Source organism: Rhodococcus erythropolis R138 (assembly GCF_000696675.2).
GTDB lineage: Bacteria > Actinomycetota > Actinomycetes > Mycobacteriales > Mycobacteriaceae > Rhodococcus_F > Rhodococcus_F erythropolis.
The window spans coordinates 361,293-378,209 of the sequence record NZ_CP007257.1; the positions used below are offsets into that span (position 1 = coordinate 361,293).

The 16,917-nt window shown below is 61.9% G+C and carries 10 protein-coding genes and 2 pseudogenes; 2 read left to right on the forward strand and 10 right to left on the reverse strand.

Annotation, left to right across the window (positions count from 1 at the left end):
* Positions 1–331: 331 nt before the first annotated feature.
* The 3 genes and pseudogenes from H351_RS30700 to H351_RS33060 all read right to left on the reverse strand — a co-directional run bounded on the left by H351_RS30700 (position 332) and on the right by H351_RS33060 (position 4,252).
* Positions 332–1,965 (reverse strand): annotated as a pseudogene (locus tag H351_RS30700) (MFS transporter).
* A pseudogene (gene glsA, locus H351_RS30705) lies at positions 1,962–2,975 on the reverse strand (glutaminase A). The pseudogenes H351_RS30700 and glsA overlap by 4 nt, the downstream one beginning before the upstream one ends.
* 917 nt (positions 2,976–3,892) lie before the next feature.
* Positions 3,893–4,252, reverse strand: a complete 360-nt coding sequence (locus tag H351_RS33060) for a helix-turn-helix transcriptional regulator (protein ID WP_420876507.1) — start codon at positions 4,250–4,252, stop codon at positions 3,893–3,895.
* A 61-nt stretch (positions 4,253–4,313) separates the two neighbouring features.
* Between H351_RS33060 and H351_RS30710 the strand changes: the two genes are divergently transcribed.
* The gene (locus tag H351_RS30710; protein WP_030003058.1) at positions 4,314–4,526 is read left to right on the forward strand and encodes a ribbon-helix-helix domain-containing protein; all 213 of its coding nucleotides are present in this window, start codon (positions 4,314–4,316) and stop codon (positions 4,524–4,526) included.
* Positions 4,523–4,876 carry a type II toxin-antitoxin system PemK/MazF family toxin gene (locus H351_RS30715; protein WP_030003057.1) on the forward strand — a complete coding sequence of 118 codons (354 nt, stop codon included), beginning with the start codon at positions 4,523–4,525 and terminating at the stop codon, positions 4,874–4,876. The genes H351_RS30710 and H351_RS30715 overlap by 4 nt, the downstream gene beginning before the upstream one ends.
* A gap of 484 nt (positions 4,877–5,360) precedes the next feature.
* Here H351_RS30715 and H351_RS30720 read toward each other — a convergent pair whose 3' ends face one another.
* The 7 genes from H351_RS30720 to H351_RS30750 all read right to left on the reverse strand — a co-directional run bounded on the left by H351_RS30720 (position 5,361) and on the right by H351_RS30750 (position 16,544).
* Positions 5,361–6,335: an alpha/beta hydrolase gene (locus H351_RS30720; RefSeq protein WP_030003056.1), complete on the reverse strand. Its 975-nt coding sequence runs from the start codon at positions 6,333–6,335 to the stop codon at positions 5,361–5,363.
* Positions 6,336–6,629: 294 nt separating this feature from the next.
* Positions 6,630–8,036, reverse strand: coding sequence for a serine hydrolase (locus H351_RS30725; RefSeq protein ID WP_059016419.1), 1,407 nt, complete (start codon positions 8,034–8,036; stop codon positions 6,630–6,632).
* 1,130 nt (positions 8,037–9,166) lie between these two features.
* Positions 9,167–10,954, reverse strand: coding sequence for an Hsp70 family protein (locus tag H351_RS30730; protein WP_081051270.1), 1,788 nt, complete (start codon positions 10,952–10,954; stop codon positions 9,167–9,169).
* Between the two features lie 67 nt (positions 10,955–11,021).
* Positions 11,022–12,803, reverse strand: a complete 1,782-nt coding sequence (locus H351_RS30735; protein WP_051636650.1) for an Hsp70 family protein — start codon at positions 12,801–12,803, stop codon at positions 11,022–11,024.
* Positions 12,800–14,245 (reverse strand): GTPase, encoded by a 1,446-nt coding sequence (locus tag H351_RS30740; protein WP_030003053.1) that lies wholly within the window; start codon positions 14,243–14,245, stop codon positions 12,800–12,802. The genes H351_RS30735 and H351_RS30740 overlap by 4 nt, the downstream gene beginning before the upstream one ends.
* Positions 14,242–14,724: a hypothetical protein gene (locus H351_RS30745; RefSeq protein WP_051636649.1), complete on the reverse strand. Its 483-nt coding sequence runs from the start codon at positions 14,722–14,724 to the stop codon at positions 14,242–14,244. The genes H351_RS30740 and H351_RS30745 overlap by 4 nt, the downstream gene beginning before the upstream one ends.
* The gene (locus H351_RS30750; protein WP_051636684.1) at positions 14,721–16,544 is read right to left on the reverse strand and encodes a dynamin family protein; all 1,824 of its coding nucleotides are present in this window, start codon (positions 16,542–16,544) and stop codon (positions 14,721–14,723) included. The genes H351_RS30745 and H351_RS30750 overlap by 4 nt, the downstream gene beginning before the upstream one ends.
* Positions 16,545–16,917: the final 373 nt, after the last annotated feature.

The window sequence follows — 16,917 nt, forward strand, 5'->3', positions numbered from 1 at the left end:
TTGGTCTCTCTGTCGATGCGGAAGAAGCCTTGTTCTTTAATCTACGTTTACCTTGCCGGAAAAGTTCCCACCGATACCCGTACAGCCGCAAATCGCCCCGAGAGGCCCCAAAAATAATCCGCCCCCAAGGCCGCGACGTTGACGAGAACACCCTCGTTGTGTGCTTCGGTCCATGCTGTGCAGCCGGTCGATTTCCCCTCCTCGTGGCTGACGAGTTGGTCTCGCGGAGCCATCGCCGCATCGATCCGTGCTCCACTACCCCGCAGAAAAATTCCCCAGCAGATAACGTCCGCAACGGTATTCGGTGTGGGCGTACCTGCTTTCGTTTGGATCAATCGACCGTGCGTGAGGGATCCGGGATTTCGTGCGAACGATAGTTGGGGAGTCGCATAGCGGGAATGATGGCAGTTGCGCTGATGGCGGCCAGGACGAGAAGGCCGAGTTTGAGAGTTCTCAGTCGGGCATCCTCGTTGATTGCGATGGCCTCGTCAATCTGCTCCGGGGATGCATCCGTACTGCTGTCGAGGACTTTTCGAAGTTGGTCGTTGCTGGTGAAGTTGACGTTGTCGAGGTCGACCTGCGCGACGAGGGATTCGGGCAGTTGAACATTGTTGACGACTGCTTGACCGACACTGAAGCTCAGAATCGTGACCAGCAGCGCTCCGACGAGTGCGGTGCCCACTGCGGATGCGAGATTCTGGGTCGTGCCGCGGATGGATCCAACGTCTCCTGCGAGTTCTTTGGGAGCAGCTGTGACCAGGACGTTGAAGACGAGAGTCACCAGTGCGCCTTGGCCGATTCCGAACACGATCAACCCCGCGATGGTCGGGACGGTCTCCCAATTATTGGTCACGACATAGGCAAGCCAGACGAGGGCGGTGGTGGTGAGCGTGAATGAGAACACCCCGATGGAGCGGGGGCTGTACCGCTTGTAAAAGCGGACCACCAGTGTTGCCGTCACAAACACGGTGAGGTTGAACGGCATCATCGCAACTGCGGTGGCAAAAGGCGTGCGACCCTGGACGATCTGAATGTAGAGCGGGACGGTGAAGTTCAGCGCTGCTTCGAGAGCGACGACGATGAACATCGCGTACACCGCGGCGCGTTCACGTGAGCTTCCCAACACAGAGAGATCTACCAAGGGAACTTTCCCTTCGCGGATCCTCCGACGAGTCCACATGAAGAATGCCTGACCAAACACAACACCGAGGACGATCATTGCCGGAGCCGGCGAGAGTCCGAGCAGGTTGAAGGGCGCGTCCGGGGATGCGAAGAAAACCCCCACGCATTGAGGTTGTTGAAACCGAGGGTAAGCAGAACGACGCCTGCGCCGACGAGGCTCGCAGCGACCAGGTCGATCTTGATTCCGGCGTGGCCGCGATCGGCGCGGAGCGTGAAGCTGAACCCGAACACGATGACCGCGAGTACCAATACAATCCCGAACACCGGACGCCAACCGATCAGAGTGCCGAGTGCGCCACCGATGAAGAAGGCGCTCATCCCGGAGACTGCACGCGCAGAACCCAGCGAACCGATGGCGGTTGCTTGCTGTGATCCGCGATAGTTTTCTGCAATCAACGCAACCAGTGAGGGCACGATAATTGCCGCCGACGCGCCAGCCACGGCTTGGCCCGCGATGGCCCAGCCGATAGACGGGGCGAGGATCATCATCAGTGCCGAACCCCCGAAAGTCGCGACGACGACACGGAAGACCAGGACCCACCCGAGCCGCTGTCCGAGTTTCGCGCCGACCATGACAAATGCAGCAACGGCAAGGCCGTAGACGACGATCGTCGTACTCGCGGCAGTGGGCGCAACACCGAAGTCCTCGACCATGCCTCCCAGCGAGACAGGGAGTGCCGCCACGTTGAACGACATCAGGATTTGGGCGAAGAACAGGCCCACCATCGGTAACCAGGAACGTCGGCCTTCATCGACCGAATCGGCTTTCAGGTCAGTGGTCATCGGGAACTCTCTCGTTCAGTAGGGTGAACTGCGGAGGCAAAGACGTTGAGCCCGAGAGTGCGTGACAGGTACGCGGTGGCGCGTTACCCCCGCACACTGTTGCCTGCGGTGTCGAGCCGAGGGGAAAAGGTTCCGATGGCACCCTTTCCGGGGGCAATCGCGACGATTCCGCCCGACACACCAGATTTCGCGGGAAGCCCGATCTCGAAGAGCCACTCGCCTGAGCGTTCGTACATCCCGGTTGCCGCTAATACGGAGAGCGTGTCCCGGCACACGTGCGGCGAGACCACCCGCTCGCCGGTGACGGGGTTGACACCTCCGTCTGCAAGGGTCGCGCCCATAATCGCGATATCGCGCGCATTCACGTTCAGCGAACACTGCCTCGTGTAGGTATCAACGACGTCGAGAGGGGCACGATCGATTCGGCCGTAGCTTTCCAGCAGACGGGCGATCGCCTTGTTGCGTTGATTGGTAAGCATTTCCGAGTGGTAGACCTCGCCGTCCAATTCCAGTTGACGGCCCGCGAACTGTGAAAGTCCGGTGCGGATCCGCTCCCACTGCTCAGCGGACGTCGCTCCCGGGACGAGGGCGGTTGTCGCGAGCGCGCCCGCATTCACCATCGGATTCATCGGATGGCCGTCGTTCAATTCGATGGCGATGACCGAGTTGAACGACAAGCCAGTGTTGTTTACCCCCACGCGATCCCGCACAACAGAGTGACCGAGTGCGTCGCACACCATCGCGTAGACGAATGCCTTGGAAATCGATTGAATGGAGAATGCGGCGTCTGCTGCGCCGACGGTATGGACACCGCCTCCGGTCTCGGCCACTGCGATGGCGAACTGGTCGGGATCCGCTTCAGCGAGGGCGGGGATGTAGTCGGCCACCTTCCCCGCGGTTCGCGGCAGATACCGCTCGTAGGCGTCCACGACATGAGTCTCGATGTGATCCCACTCGGGAAGCGCACCCGTATGGACGACCTGCTCAACACCTTCTACATCGGCCTCCACCCGACCTCCTTGTGAGTTCAGCCTGGCAAATCAGTCTGATCGGGACTGTAGCCCCCTCACGCCGTTACGTCCGGGCAGTCGCCCGCCCATGTTTGCAGAGGCGACCGGTCGGGCATTAGTGATTAGGTCCGCTGGAGTGAACCCCCACCTGTTTCCCGGCGGACCGCTGATCTGCGTGTCGAGCTTTCATCGGTCCCGGCACGCATGGGTCCGCCGACTGGATGTTCACAACTGATGTCGGCGGACCGCCAAGACAGCGCGCCCGTCCCCGACAGTTCGTGCGCGCCGCCCACCGAGCCGCGGTCACACTCAGTGTCGGTGGGCGCCCTTGACCTGCGCGTCGGCAATGACACTGCACAGTTCCGATACGACCTCTGAACCTCGTACGTCCACAAGATGATCGCCACGAGACCCGCGCGAGTCCTCCGGCATTCTCGGTTTCCGGTGCACGTGACTTCTCGGCAGATCACTCAGGCTCACTGATGTTCATCGGTGACGCTGCAACGATGGATTCGACTACAGTGCAGACCATCCGTGGCATCCTGATGAGTGAGCTCGGGATTCCCTCGAGTCGAGTAGAAGTCGCCAACTTCGTGACACGTCGTTTCGTTGTGGGAGGGGATACAATGTGTTGGAAGAGTTCTCATTACGCGCATGAAGGATCTCCTGTCACGATCGTGACGGGGAACCGCGCGGCGGTATCGTTCAGTGCCCGTGGGCTGGGTCTCGCGGATGGTACTTATGTTCCTGACCGTGCGACCATCGGCTGGCGGGCGCACTGTTCCTGCGGTTGGGAAGCCTCCGAACTCGTCGAGCGTGTGAGCGACCCGCAGTTGCTCCGCGGCCCGAATCAAGTCCTCGATCAGTATGGTGGGCCCGCATTGCCGGAAATAGAAGACAAGTGCCACGCGCAATGGCTAGGCCATCTTCGCCAGGTTTCTACGGAAATTTCGGTAGCGAGATAGGCCGCTGTCGTACCGATACATGCTGCCGGGTGGCCTGCACTCGGATATGTGGTGTTCCACCGTGGGCCAACAATCGAGGGGCGGGGTTTTCGCTGACACCGCGATTGTCGGAAGTGCCGAGAACGGTCGGAAAGACTCCGAATCGCTTACGCCGAGAGCGGAATGATCTTGGCGAGGGTGTCGCCTAGCTTTGTCGGCCGCGAGGTCGAGTTCGTAGCGATCCTGGATGTTGAGCCAGAGATGGGCATTGTTGCCGAACGCCTGGGCCAGCCGTAGCGCGGTGTCTGCGGTGATCGACCGTTTTCCGAGCACGACCTCGTTGAATAGCCGTTTTCAGAGTTCCTGTTTGGTCATACTTTGGTGCGCTTGAGGTATGACCACAAAATTCACCATAAGTCTCCCTGACGAGGATGTGCACCTACTCGACGAGTATGTGCGTGATCACGGACTTCGTGGCCGGTCGGCAGGAATTCGAGCCGCACTCCGCCTTCTCTCGACGTCCGGACTCGAACGTGACTACGCTGCAGCCTTTGCTGAAGTTGACGTAGATGACGTGTGGGACGCTGTCACGGCAGACACCGAATGATTCGCCGCGCGCACATCCACTGGGTGGATCTGGATCCCGCGCAGGGTGAAGCGGCGAAACGACGACCGGCGGTGGTCGTGAGTAACGACCGCGCCAACGCTACTGCAGAAAACCTTGGGAGAGGCGTGATCACCGTGGTTCCGTTGACGACCAATACTGCGCACGTATTTCCGTTTCAGGTGATTGTCGAGCCCGACGAATCAGGTTTGGCACGAGCGTCGAAAGCGCAAGCGGAGCAAGTCCGATCGGTATCGGTTCGGCGTCTGGATCGTGAACCTGTCGGCAAGGTCGGGATCGAGACTTTTACACTACTCGAGGACGCGCTGAGACTGCACCTCGATCTGCAGTGAGTGCGGTTCCTATGTGCTCGCTGACCGACATCGACGTCCCGGCCGCGAGTCGCCCCACCTAGCACGAGATCGAGCGCGCACCCTCGCCGTGGTGGGCCACCATGACTGCACGCAGGGTTGGATTCGAATCCCGGCGCGGTGGGTCATATGAGTTATGGGCCGTCTCGTTGGTCTGCTGCGGCGCGCAGAGCCTCCGGCATGGCGCAGTAGCTGGGGCCGGCGGTCCACCCACCCTTCGGACGTTGATGGAAGACTCCGAACAGTGACTCATCGAAGCCGCAATTTCCTGGATATCGAAGCAGATTGATCGATTTTGATCGAGTTGATGATGCTTTCGAGCGCTGACCTATGTGAAAAGAGGTACATGCGGGGACGAATACGTCGCAGCTGTGCCGCCCGGGGAGTTTTCTCCGACCGATCGAGGCCCGCTTCGGTGTGAGATCTGACGAGCGTCCGCCCGCCCCGCCCGTTCTCGGGCACGCAGTCAGCGTGGAGGCAGTGATGCCAGGAATGCTGTGGTGTCGCGGGCGATCTCCGGCGACAGAGTGTGGTGCAGGTAGTGCTCACCTGGGAGTGGGATTACTTGTCCGGTATCGACGCTCGTAGCTTGTTGGCGGTGCAGATCGACCCACTCCGGCACATCGGTGTCGTTCGCTATTACGAACAGCAGTACCGGCAACGACTCAGGGTACGTCTTTCCGTTGGCTGACGCGAAGTTCGTCGGCGCTTGCTCCATTTCGCTCAACAGTGTCGGCGCTTGCTCCATTTCGCTCAACAGTGTCGGTGCGGCCGAATTCTTGTTGCTGAGCAGTTTCATCTGCTCCTTGGTCTGCTGGTCGTAGGGAAGGCCGGCGTAGGGGTCGTCGGCGATCGCGGTGATCAGGCGTGTGAGGCCGACATCGTGGGCGATGTCAATGGCCTTGGTAGGCAGTGGCTCGTCCCAGCCAGGTTGACCGGGCACGCTACTGTCGATTCCGACGAACGCGACGAGTTCATCGGGGTATTCGGCGGCGTAGGTGAGTGCGTAGATGCCGGCGATCGAATGACCCATCAGGACATACCGTTCGATTCCCAGATACTGCAGCGCCTCGTGTACTTCGCGAACGATGGTGGCGGACGAGCGGGCGGCGTCGGTTTGGTCGCTCAGACCGGTTCCGAACGGTTCGACAGCGACAACTTTGTACTGCGTGGACAATTCGGCGATGAGTGGTTGATAGTCCAGCCCTGGAGCAGCGGTCCCGAGGCCGGGCAACAGAACGATCGTTTCCGGCCCCTGACCTTTGGTCACCACGTTCATCTTTTTGCCGTCGACGGGTACGAGTTGACCGTAGGACGTGATGTCGGAGGCCTCGGAGCGTGTCGCGAAGAAGTTGTACGTTGCCGTGGTGGCGAGGAGGAGGATCGGAATCGCGATGATGACGGCGACTGTCACCAGGACGATTCTGCGTAGCTTGCGCATCGTGCTCTCATTTCAGAATTTGGCGAAGCCCGTTATGGCGCTTCGTAAGTGAGATCGGCTTGGCAATCTCGAGGCCCACTGGAAGTGCCACGACGTCACTGCCACCCGTGACGCAGGGTCACGGGTGCCTCGTAAACCTATGTCGCCCATGTGGTCCGTCACGTGTCACGTCGGGGTTTATTGGAAGATCACGAATTTCGTGATGCTCGCAGGTGGGGCGGGCGGTGGGCGCGCCCTGACGTCAGTGGCGCTCGTGCGACCGAGATGTAGTCGGCGCTCGGGTTGGGGAGTGTACTAGCTGGTTGCATCTTTCTGGATCAAGAGCATCGCGTCGTCGACTGGATCGAAGTACAGAGCCGGGTCGGCAACCAGCGCAGCCTCGGCACCATGAGTTTGCATGGTGACAACCCAGGCGCGATCCTCGTGTTCGACATAGTAGGCACCTGCAAGGACGCCGATGGAGCTGCCGCCCTTGAATCCGCCGTAGGTGAACCATTTCGCGGACTCCTCACTGAGCGCCGGATCCTCGGCCAGTATGTCTCGAACCGGTGCGCCGGTCTCGGTCTTCGCCATCTCTTGTAGCGAGACCAGCGCGGCACGCAGGTCCGCGGGCGAGGCGAACCAGTCGATGTCGAAAGGCCATGCGGGGGTGGTGAATGCTGACACAGGAATGTCCACCAGGCCGCCGGGTAGTGCCGCCAGTATTGCTCGACGCTCGTCCGGGGTTCCGTCGCGCCAGGCGACACGTTGTGCGCCATCGTTGCCCCAGCCGAGTTGGAATAGTGCGCGGGTCGGCTTCAGCGGAATATTGAGCGAAGGATCCGCCATGCCCATCGGGGTGAACTCGGCTTCGACCTGCTCGCGCCCGACAGCAGCGATCAGCATGTCGGTGGCGGTGTTGTCGCTGATCGAGATCATCTTGCCGGCGGTTTCCCGGACCGTGACTTCGGTTCCGGACGGCAGGTCCTGCATGGTCCCGCCGGGCATCGACTTGAGGTCGTCGGTGACGGTGAGCTTCTGATCCCAGGAGAGTGTCCCGTTCTCGACAGCCGTCGCAACTGCGCCGAGAACGTACAGCTTGATCGTTGACCCTGTGGGCCGCGGTGAGGTGTCGCCGACGCCGAAGACTGCGGCGTTCTTTCCGCCGGTGACTTCGGTGACGGTCAAGTTCGTCGGCGCGGGAAGTGCTTTGACAGCTGTTTCGAGCTCTGGCCACGATGCGGCCGGCACATGATCGTCTTTGGCCGGTGTGATCGCCATTCCCAGGACCAATCCGTTGCCGTCGACGACGACGTTGATGTCGAACGCGCCGCCGGTGGCACTGGTGATGGAAACGGTGCCGTCGGTATCACCTCCCGTGTAATTCACTGGTGTCCAGGGCTGTCCGGCTCGGATGGAGTCGAAGTCCGGAGGCGTCAGGACGACGGGTGCGGTGGGTCCGAAGTGCTCGGCGATTTCTTCCTGGGTCAATGGCGTGCTCGTGTTGAAAGCACCGAGAAGCCAGGTGATCTGCTTGCCGACGGAGCTGTCGGGGATCGTGACTGTCGCAGGTGTATCGGAGGCGGAGCTCGTTGTGCTGTTCTCAGAGGTTTGTGCAGAATCGGACCCGGAGGTACATGCAGCGAGGGCGAATACCGCTGCGGAGGCAAGTGCCACCAGCGTGAGCGGGCGACCCTTCCTACGTGTGTGTTCGAGTTTCATGGATTCATTTCATCAGCGGTCTCGTCGGTGCGCGACGGTCTGGGGTACTGAATCTTCTAGTGCTCGAGTACCGTACTGTCACCGTTTGCTACTGACAAATGTCACGACATGGGTGGGCTTTCGGAATGTGATTCGTCAAGAGCGTTGTAGTGCACTAGTTTTCGATCGATTGCAGGTTGTCTCGCGGAGCCCGGGTTGATGACGATTCGGATTTGGTGTGACCGGACGAAAAGCGGATCGTTTTTCTTGAGGATCGGCTGAGGCGCCGGTCACGGCTCCCGATCCGGTTTTGTGATCAACGCTCAACTGTACTGTCGAAATATGTTCGGAATCAATCACTTTCATAGTCGAGTGTGCTTGCGGGATAGCGTGTTGGGAACCTGCGGGCGTCTCGACGAGGACCCGCACTCCGTCACGTTGTGAGGCATGCCATGAAAGAGTTTCATTCTTATTGTGTTTCGGCCTCGGGGGAGGAAAGTAGGGAAGGCGATTTCAGTGCCGCTTTCCGTACTGGAGTTTCACGAAAACGGCGATGGCGATTTGTGCGTTACGGCTCGGTGAAAGTGGTGTTCTTGATCTGAATTGACGGATTGGCGACGAGGCCTGCTCGCTGCGGCAATTGCTCGGTCATAGTGCGGGGTTTCCGGATTACGGCGGTCTGAAGTCCTATCGCGACGCTGTCGCGGCAGGTGGGTCACCTTCGTCGCGTGGCAGGTTGCTTCCCCTTCTGCGACATTCGAAGTCATACTCGCACAGATCATCACACGCGGCGGAATGCGGAAGTCGGACCCACATTGTCCGATGGGAGAGGAACCGGTTACGAGGAGGTCAGGCCAGGGCGCTACGCAAACAAGAGCAGACAAGGAATCGCAGCCGTTCTTCAACACTATGGCAACCGTCGGTGGCGAGCCGCCTCCGTCCTACAGCGTCGCTCCACCCAGCCTATCCGCGTCATCCTCGGACGAACCCACGCGAGGAACCCGACGCCGAGCGCCAAACTCCGGACCGTGAGCGGAATTCGCGTGTGTTGATGTCACCGGCGGTATGTCTGAGGCCTCGATTAAGTGCTCTGAACGCGGGGGACGGCACGCCCTTAGCGTGGCGACCGCTCATGGATTGATCCCTTACGATTACAGAAGTCCTGTCGTTCGGAAGAAGTTGGTGACGGCATCGGCGTCGGTCATGCCGTAGACATCGACTGTGAGGCCGGTTTCCATGTTGACGTAGCTTCCTGACACCTGCCCGGAAGAACCATCACTGATGTTGACTCCTGCTGTGCGGGAGTCGTTTTCGACGAGGGTGTAGTTCCCGTAGTCGTATTCCCGGTATCCGAGAAGTGTTTTTTTCGCTTGTTTCAGGTCGAGGCTTGCTGTGAAGCGATTGCCGTATTCTGAGAAGCTTTTGGCGAGTTGGTTGGATTTTTTGATATCGCAGCTGATCACGAGGGCACCGTCGGTGGTGAAGGTGGATTGTCGGCAGTTTTCGGAGGCACCGCTCAAGGCTGTGGGGAGGGCGGCTTTGACGGTGTCGGCGTCGGTGACCGGTCCGGCAGTGGTGGTCGGTGCGGTGGTGGTGGTGCCGGCGGCTGCTGGGTTGTTCACGTTCGAGTTGTCCGGTGACGGCCGGAGAGCGATGGCAGCTGCCACGATTGCGCCGATGACGACGAGAGTGCCGGCGGCTGCAAGGTACTTGATTGTCTTGGAGCTGGACGGGCCCGAGGTGTGAGTTCTTTGGGTGGTGGCGTTCAGAGCGAAGGCGGGGTGAATTTGCGCAGGGGTGGGGTGGGCGTTCGGGCTTGCCCCGCTGCCAGGAGTAGCGAGCCGCGAGTTGGTGTAGTCACGTTGAACCCCGGCGCTGATGAGCGCGCCTTGGGCGACCACTGTTTTCGGGTCGTCGAGTGTCGCGATCGGCCCGAGGGCGGCGAGGCGTTGGTGGACGAGCGGGATCCGCGATGAACCACCCGTCAGGTACAGCGCCGAGAGCTGACTCGGATGAGTGATGCCAGCGTCGGTGAGTGTTTGTCGGGTCAACGCGACTGCACGGTCGACGGCTGCGGCGATGAGGGATTCGAATTCCGGACGAGTGATGGACAGAGTTTCCTGATGTCCGTTTCCGTTGACTGTGATCGTTGCGGATGGGCTCGAGGAGAGCAGTTCCTTGGCTCGTTGGATGGAGTCGTCGAGACTTCGGGTGACGTGCAAGGGTGCGGAGGTGCGGATGAAGTGCAGCAGGTCGGGATTGCGGTCATTGAGCATGTGATCGACCCACCCTCGTAGTACCGTGTCGAGGTTCTTGCCGCCGAGGCTGTTGTCGCCGCGAGCGGCGATGATGTCGAACGAATTGGCATCTGTTGCAGTGAGGACTGCGATGTCGAGGGTGCCGCCGCCGAAGTCGAACACCGCGATCTTCGTGCCGGCGGGCATGGTTTCGGTGCGTGAGTAGTAGTGCGCGGCGGCCCGGGGTTCGGAGACGGTACTGACCTGTCCGGATCCGTAGCCGACCCTGGCTGCAGCGTCGAGCAGCACCCCGACCTCGCGTGGTGACCAACCCTCGGGATGGGTCAGGACCAGATGGGAGGGAGCTTGGTCGCGGTGGGCGGCGGTGGCACGCCCGATCACGGTGTGCAGGACTGCGGCGACGGGCAACGAGGCGGGGATGTCGTAGCCGTTGACGTGCACCATGCCTTGGCCGACGACGCGTTTGGGGAAGGGGATGAAGGCAGCTGGGTTCGTTTCGGCCCGGTTCAGGGCGACGTCACCGACATCGATGGTCGCTGGTGATTCCACGAACACGGCCGAACTCATCAGGTTGCCCTGGTGGGTCAGAGGCAGAGTTTCCACTGCTCCGGTGACGATTCCGGTGTGCGCGGCGGCGGTATTCGATGTTCCGAAGTCGACGCTCAGCATCCAACCCGACATGATGTGTCTCTTTCCTGTGATTACTTCTGTGCCGCGCTGCGGTCAGTCTTGACTTGTGGTGTCGGCGTTATTGGTCGGTGACGGAGCAGAACATCCACTGGCTGTCTTCGCGGACGTATTCGACCAGGACTACGCCTTCGTCGGTGGTGCCATTTTTTTCTGTGATGATCCGTAGACGGACGGAGGCGTTGTCGCCGACGACGTTCGAGGAGATGAATTCCTTGACCGTGATCGTCAGAGTGCCTGTTGCGGGGGTGTCCTCGGGGGTCGTTGTCACGGCGATGTAGCCGGCGCATCGCATGGATTCGACGGCGGCTTTGTCCCCGGCACTGACGGCGGCGAGGTATTCGGTGGTCCGGTCCTGGACCGCTGTGATGTCGTCAGCGGTGCCGGGCGCGGTGTTCACCGTGCGGATGGGCGAGGCGTTGTGCGTGGTGGGGTCGTTGTTCGACGAGGTTGACAGCCATACCGCTACTCCAACAGCGCAGAGTACGACGAGTACTCCTGCACCGATGAGGACACCGCGAGAGCGGGACCGCGACGACTGCGACGCGCGGGTGCCCGCGGCCTCGAATGGCGAGGACTGCGAGCTGTGCGAATAGTCGTGAGTGGGAACGCTGCCGGTGCGGGCGGATTCCCCGAACGATGTTCCTCGTGTGTGCGACTGCTCACCTGCACCAGCACCAGCGGAAGTGATCGACGGAAAAGGGCCAGTCGCTGCATCAGACGATCGTGCGGTGGCGATCAGTGCGCCTTGAACGACTACTGTTTTCGGATCGTCGAGAGTGGCGATCGGACCGAGTGCGGCGATTCGGCTCTGCACCAGTGGGATTCGGGACGAGCCGCCGGTCAGGTACAGCGCTGTCAACCCTTGTGATCCGGTCAACCCTGCATCCACCAGAGCGGCATGGGTCAAGGTTGCGGCGCGCTCGATTTCCGGAGCGATGATCGATTCGAACTCGGCGCGGGTCAGGGTGAGGGTTTCGCGGCGGTCGTGTCGGCTGTCCACTACGGAGATTGTCGCGGACTCGGTGGAGGAGAGGAGTTCTTTGGCGCGGCGGATGGAGTCGTCGAGGGTCCGCAGGATGTGGGCCGGTGCGGCGGTCCGCAGAAAGTGCAGCAGCTCGGGGTTCTCGTCCTGGAGTTGAATATCGATCCAGCGGCGCACGAGCGCATCGAGGTTCTTTCCGCCGAGGCTGTTGTCACCGCGTGCAGCGATGACCTCGAAGGTGTCGGCGCTGGTGGCGGTGAGGACGGCGACATCCAGGGTTCCACCGCCGAAGTCGAAGACCGCGATCTTCGCGCCCTTTGTGAGGTGTTCGGTGCGGGTGTAGAAATGGGCGGCCGCACGAGGCTCGGACACTGTTACGACCGAGTCGTTCTGGTAGCCCAGGGCTGCGGCCGCTTCGCGGAGAACCTCGATTTCGCGCGGCGACCATCCTTCGGGATGAGTCAAAACCAGTCTGGCCGGTGGTTGGCCGCGGTGTACTCCGGTCGCTCGATCGAGGGCGAACCGCAGGACTGCAGCGACGGGCAACGAGGCGGGGATGTCGTAGCCGTTGACGTGCACCATGCCTTGGCCGACGACGCGTTTGGGGGAGGGGATGAACGCTGCTGGGTTCGTTTCGGCCCGGTTCAGGGCGACGTCGCCGACGTCGATTGTGGTCGGTGATTCAACGAATACGGCCGAGCTCATCAGGTTGCCCTGGTGCGTCAGGGGCAATGTTTCTGGTGAGCCGGAGCGGATTCCGGTGTGCGCGGCAGCAGTATTGGAGGTTCCGAAGTCGACTGCCAGAACCCACTCTGTCGCCGGGGGTGCCGCCAGTGGGTTGTGGTGGGGTGTGTTCATGCCTGCCTCCGCATGCTCGTGTAGGTGCGCACCAGTTCCGCCAAAGCTGCGTCCTCTGCGGCGGTGCGTGTGGAAATCGCCTGCCGCTGAACGTGAACCAGTCGTTCCCCGGCGTGGTGGGCGAGCTGACTTGGGCTGGTCTCGGGGTGCACGCCTAGGCGTTCGGCATCGGTCCGTCCGGAGAGTAGTCGTGTCAGTTCGGTGACGACGGGCGCGTGCGGGTCAGCGAGCAGCATCCCGCGCAGTGCTCGATACAGCAGCACAGGGTGCATCGCCGGATCGTTGCGTACCCAGTCGGTGATAGTGCGGATGTGTTCGCGGGCAGGGTGATTGACGGCGAGGAGGTCGAGTTCGGCGAGGATCCGATCGGCGCGGTGCAGCGCCGCGAAATCCTGTAGTGCACTCTCGAGCAGATGCTTCACTTGCGTGATCCCTGAATGTTCGGTGAGCCATTGATTCACCGCGTGCGCGCCCTGCCCCGCGACGGTGCGGGCGCCGAGGACGCCGTATTCGCCGAGCAGATCGAGTAGGCGATCGCGCATCACTGGCCCGAGCTGTTCGGGGCTTTCCGATTCGAGGAGGTCCATCAACTCCAAGGTGTTCGCCGATGCGAGGGTGTGCAGGGCGATGGCGTCGGCTTCGGAGACCTGCCCGGTGTGGCTGCTCTCGGCCAGGAGACCCGCGACCGGCACCACGGTGGCCACCGACTGCGCCAGTCGCTGCGCGAGCTTCTGAGCGTGAGTGTGCGCGTGTTCGATCGGGTTACGTTGCCCCAGTGCGCCTTCGCCGAAACTGTCTGCTCGGGAGAGCACACCGAGGGTGTTGAGTGGGGTGAACCCGAGTTCGCGCAGGAATTCGATCTCGTCGGCTCGTGGGGCGCTGTCGAAGAGGAACACGGCACCGTCTGCGTCGACGGACGCGGCGCGGGTTTGGGCGAACCCGTCGATCAACGCGGCCCTGGTGCGGTTTTCGTTCTCCACGGTCAGTGTCGCGAGGCCGGGAGTATCGACAAGGGTGAGGTTGGCCAGTGCTTGTGTGGGCAGGTGCCGGTGCACGTAGGCGATGTCCGCAGCATCGGCATCGAGGCTTACGGAGGTACCGGCTGTGAGTGGGATCGGGCGGTGCTCACCGTCGAGGTCGACGAGTTCGGCACGTGAGGGTGCCCCCGCTTGGTAGACGGTAACGACGTTGGTTGCTTCCAGTGCTGCCGTTTCAGCAACCGGCGCCCCGATCAGGGCGTTGACCAGTGTTGATTTACCTGCCTTGAGGCGGCCAACGATCACCACCCGCGGCGGCGACCACAAGATCGCACCGATGCGGTTGGCGTGATCGACGAGATCCCCACCGAGTCCGGCGAGGGAGTGCAGGCCGCGGTCGAGAGCAGTGCGGACCGCTTGTTGCCGGTCGAACTGCGCGGGATTCGGCGGGTACGACGTACTCATACGGGCATCGGGTCCGTCGGCGCGATGTTGACAGCGACTTCGGCGAACCGGATGATCCCAGCGGGGCCGACCCAGCCGGGCCGGACCAGGGCAGCGACGGTGCCTACCTGCTCCGGGGTGGCCGCGACCGCGCCGGAGACTGCCTTGTGGTGCGCAGAGTCGAAGAGGGCACCAGGGGTGGCGTCGAGCATGTGGACGTCTACCTGCGCGAGGTCTTCGCGGATCCGTTCACGGGCGGAGATGCCGCCGTCGAGGTCGTGGATACCGATCAGAGAGTTGACCAGGCGCCGATCCGCATCTATCGACCTCCCGTGTGGGACCGCAGCAGGTGCGGGCGCGGTGACAACACGTGGGCCATACCCGGCGCCGTTGTCATGGTCGGCGGTGGCGGGTGTTCGGGCGGTGCGCAGCATCCAGCCGGCGGCGACGCCTCCGGCACCCACCAGCACAATCAAGACGAATGCGAGCGTTGAGTTCATGAAATCGTCGCCTTCTCCGAGTCGGACACCGCTGTGGCCGGTGCGGATGCTGATGTGGGCGTGGACAGTCGGGTGATGAGGTTCTCCACTTCCGAGGATCGCGCCGTCACCACTCGCAAGTTGTTGTTGAGGCGCTTGAGCGTCGCATCACGCGTCGCGCCGTCCAGACGTGCAGCTTCCTTCGCGTCGGTCATCTGTTGCTGCACCCCGTCGATGCTGGTGCGCAGGTGCTCGCGGTAGCGGATCACAATTTCTGGCCGCGAGAGCGCCAACGCCCCCTCGAGCATCCGCGAAGTACTGACTTTCGCGGTCGCCACGGTCTCTCGCAGCCATGTCAGCAGGTTCGTCTTTCCTGCTCGCATCGCTTTGTAGCCGAGGTTCACCCCGACCCACACGACGCCGGCGATCGCCCCGACTCCGATCAGAGCGCCGAGCATCGAGGTACCGATCATGCCCATTGTCAGCACACTCGGGTCGAGTAGGCCTTGCTTCTTGCTACCGACCTGACCGGTCGTGAGGGGGTCGGATTGCATGGAGGCGATGACATCGACTTCAATGCTCTGCCATACGGTTTCGGAATCGAAGAGCGGCATCACGATGCCCCGCAGCTGATCGAGGAACACCTGCACCGCCGCGGTCATCGCGGCAAGGAGATCCGCTTCGATCTCACTGGTGAACACCTGCGGATTCTTGCGCAGTACTTCCATGCCGGAGGAGTTGATCCGGTCTGTCCACTTCGATTTCACGCCGTCGAGTTGTTCCTCGAGGCTCGTCAAGGCAGCTTGGCGGGCGAAGACGAGGTCTCGGCCGAGGTACTGCTCCCACTGCGTCGACTGCGCTTTCAGCTCGGTGAGCCGGTCCCGCTGCGCCTCCAATTCCGGTAGCGCGCCGGCGCCTTCTTCGGTGACGGCGATGTCCGCGGTGATCTTCGCGTGCACTTTCCGCAACCCTTCGAGCGCGGTCCGCAGGCCGTCGACCTGGGCGCGGTGGTCCGAATTTAGTGAGCTCTGAATGAGGGTGCGGAGAGCGGTGATCCCGGAGGCGTCCTCGACGGCGTCTCGGCGTATCGGATCTGCAATGTCGGCGGCCGCGAGAGCGCGCACACTCGAGACCCCGACCACGGGGATGGTGCGGCGCAGATGAGTACGAAGCAGGCGGCGGTTTTCTTCCACGATCGGTTTCCACCGGCGCAGATTCTTGTCCGTTTTCGTCACCACCACGATCACCGCTTCCACGGTCGCAGTGCAGGTTCGAATGAACTCCATCTCCGGTGCGGTCAGCGGGGAGGTTGCATCGCAGACGACCACGATGACACCGGCCTGCTGCGCCGACTGCACCGACAGCTGCGCACGGACTGCATCGAGGCCACCGGATCCGGGGGTGTCGACTACGACGAGACCTTGCAGATGAGGGGAGGAAACGGGCACGATCGCCCGGGTCGGGAGCACCTCGCCCTGCGTGTCGGCGACATGGCGCCCACTGGTGCTGACCCAGTCCGCGACCTCATCGAATCCGATGCGGCGCACCGCGCCGGGGAACACCAGATCCGCCGAACCTGGCGGATATTCAGCACCAGCGGGCACCAGCGAGATCGTTGCAGACGTGGTGACATCGACATCGACCGGCGAGACGCCCCGAACTCCGACGAGAGCGTTGACCAGGGAACTCTTACCTCGATTGACCTCGCCGATCACCACCACGGTCCGCTGATCGTGCCCGCCGGAAGTTTTCGCAGCCGCGGCATCGGCTATCGCCGTGAAGCCGTACGTGCGCAGGATTTTCGTCGCACCGGCCAAAGTGGATTCTGTCTGGCTGCTCATGTCGCTGCCAGCATCCGCTGCGGCAACGGAAGATTCGCCGGACTCCGCCACCTTCTGCCCCCTCCATCGCTCGTCCCACCCGATGTGCGACGTGTCATCGCCCAACCGCCCACCATTGGAAGCGAGCGGTCCGCCTCGCGGACAAAACCTTATCCGAGGTGAGCGCACAGTTTGTGCGGTGCATTCACAAAGTCAGATGCGCACAGCGCGCGGAAAGTTCCCACGAAATCCGAACGAACTTCAGCAGCCACGTCCAGGCGAGTGATCAAACACCTGACGAACGCGGATCACACTCGCCGCGCAACGGATCCCCACCTCAATTCAGAAGGCGCTGGGCAGGGCTGTGTTCTCATGCATCCTCCGCGACGGCGTC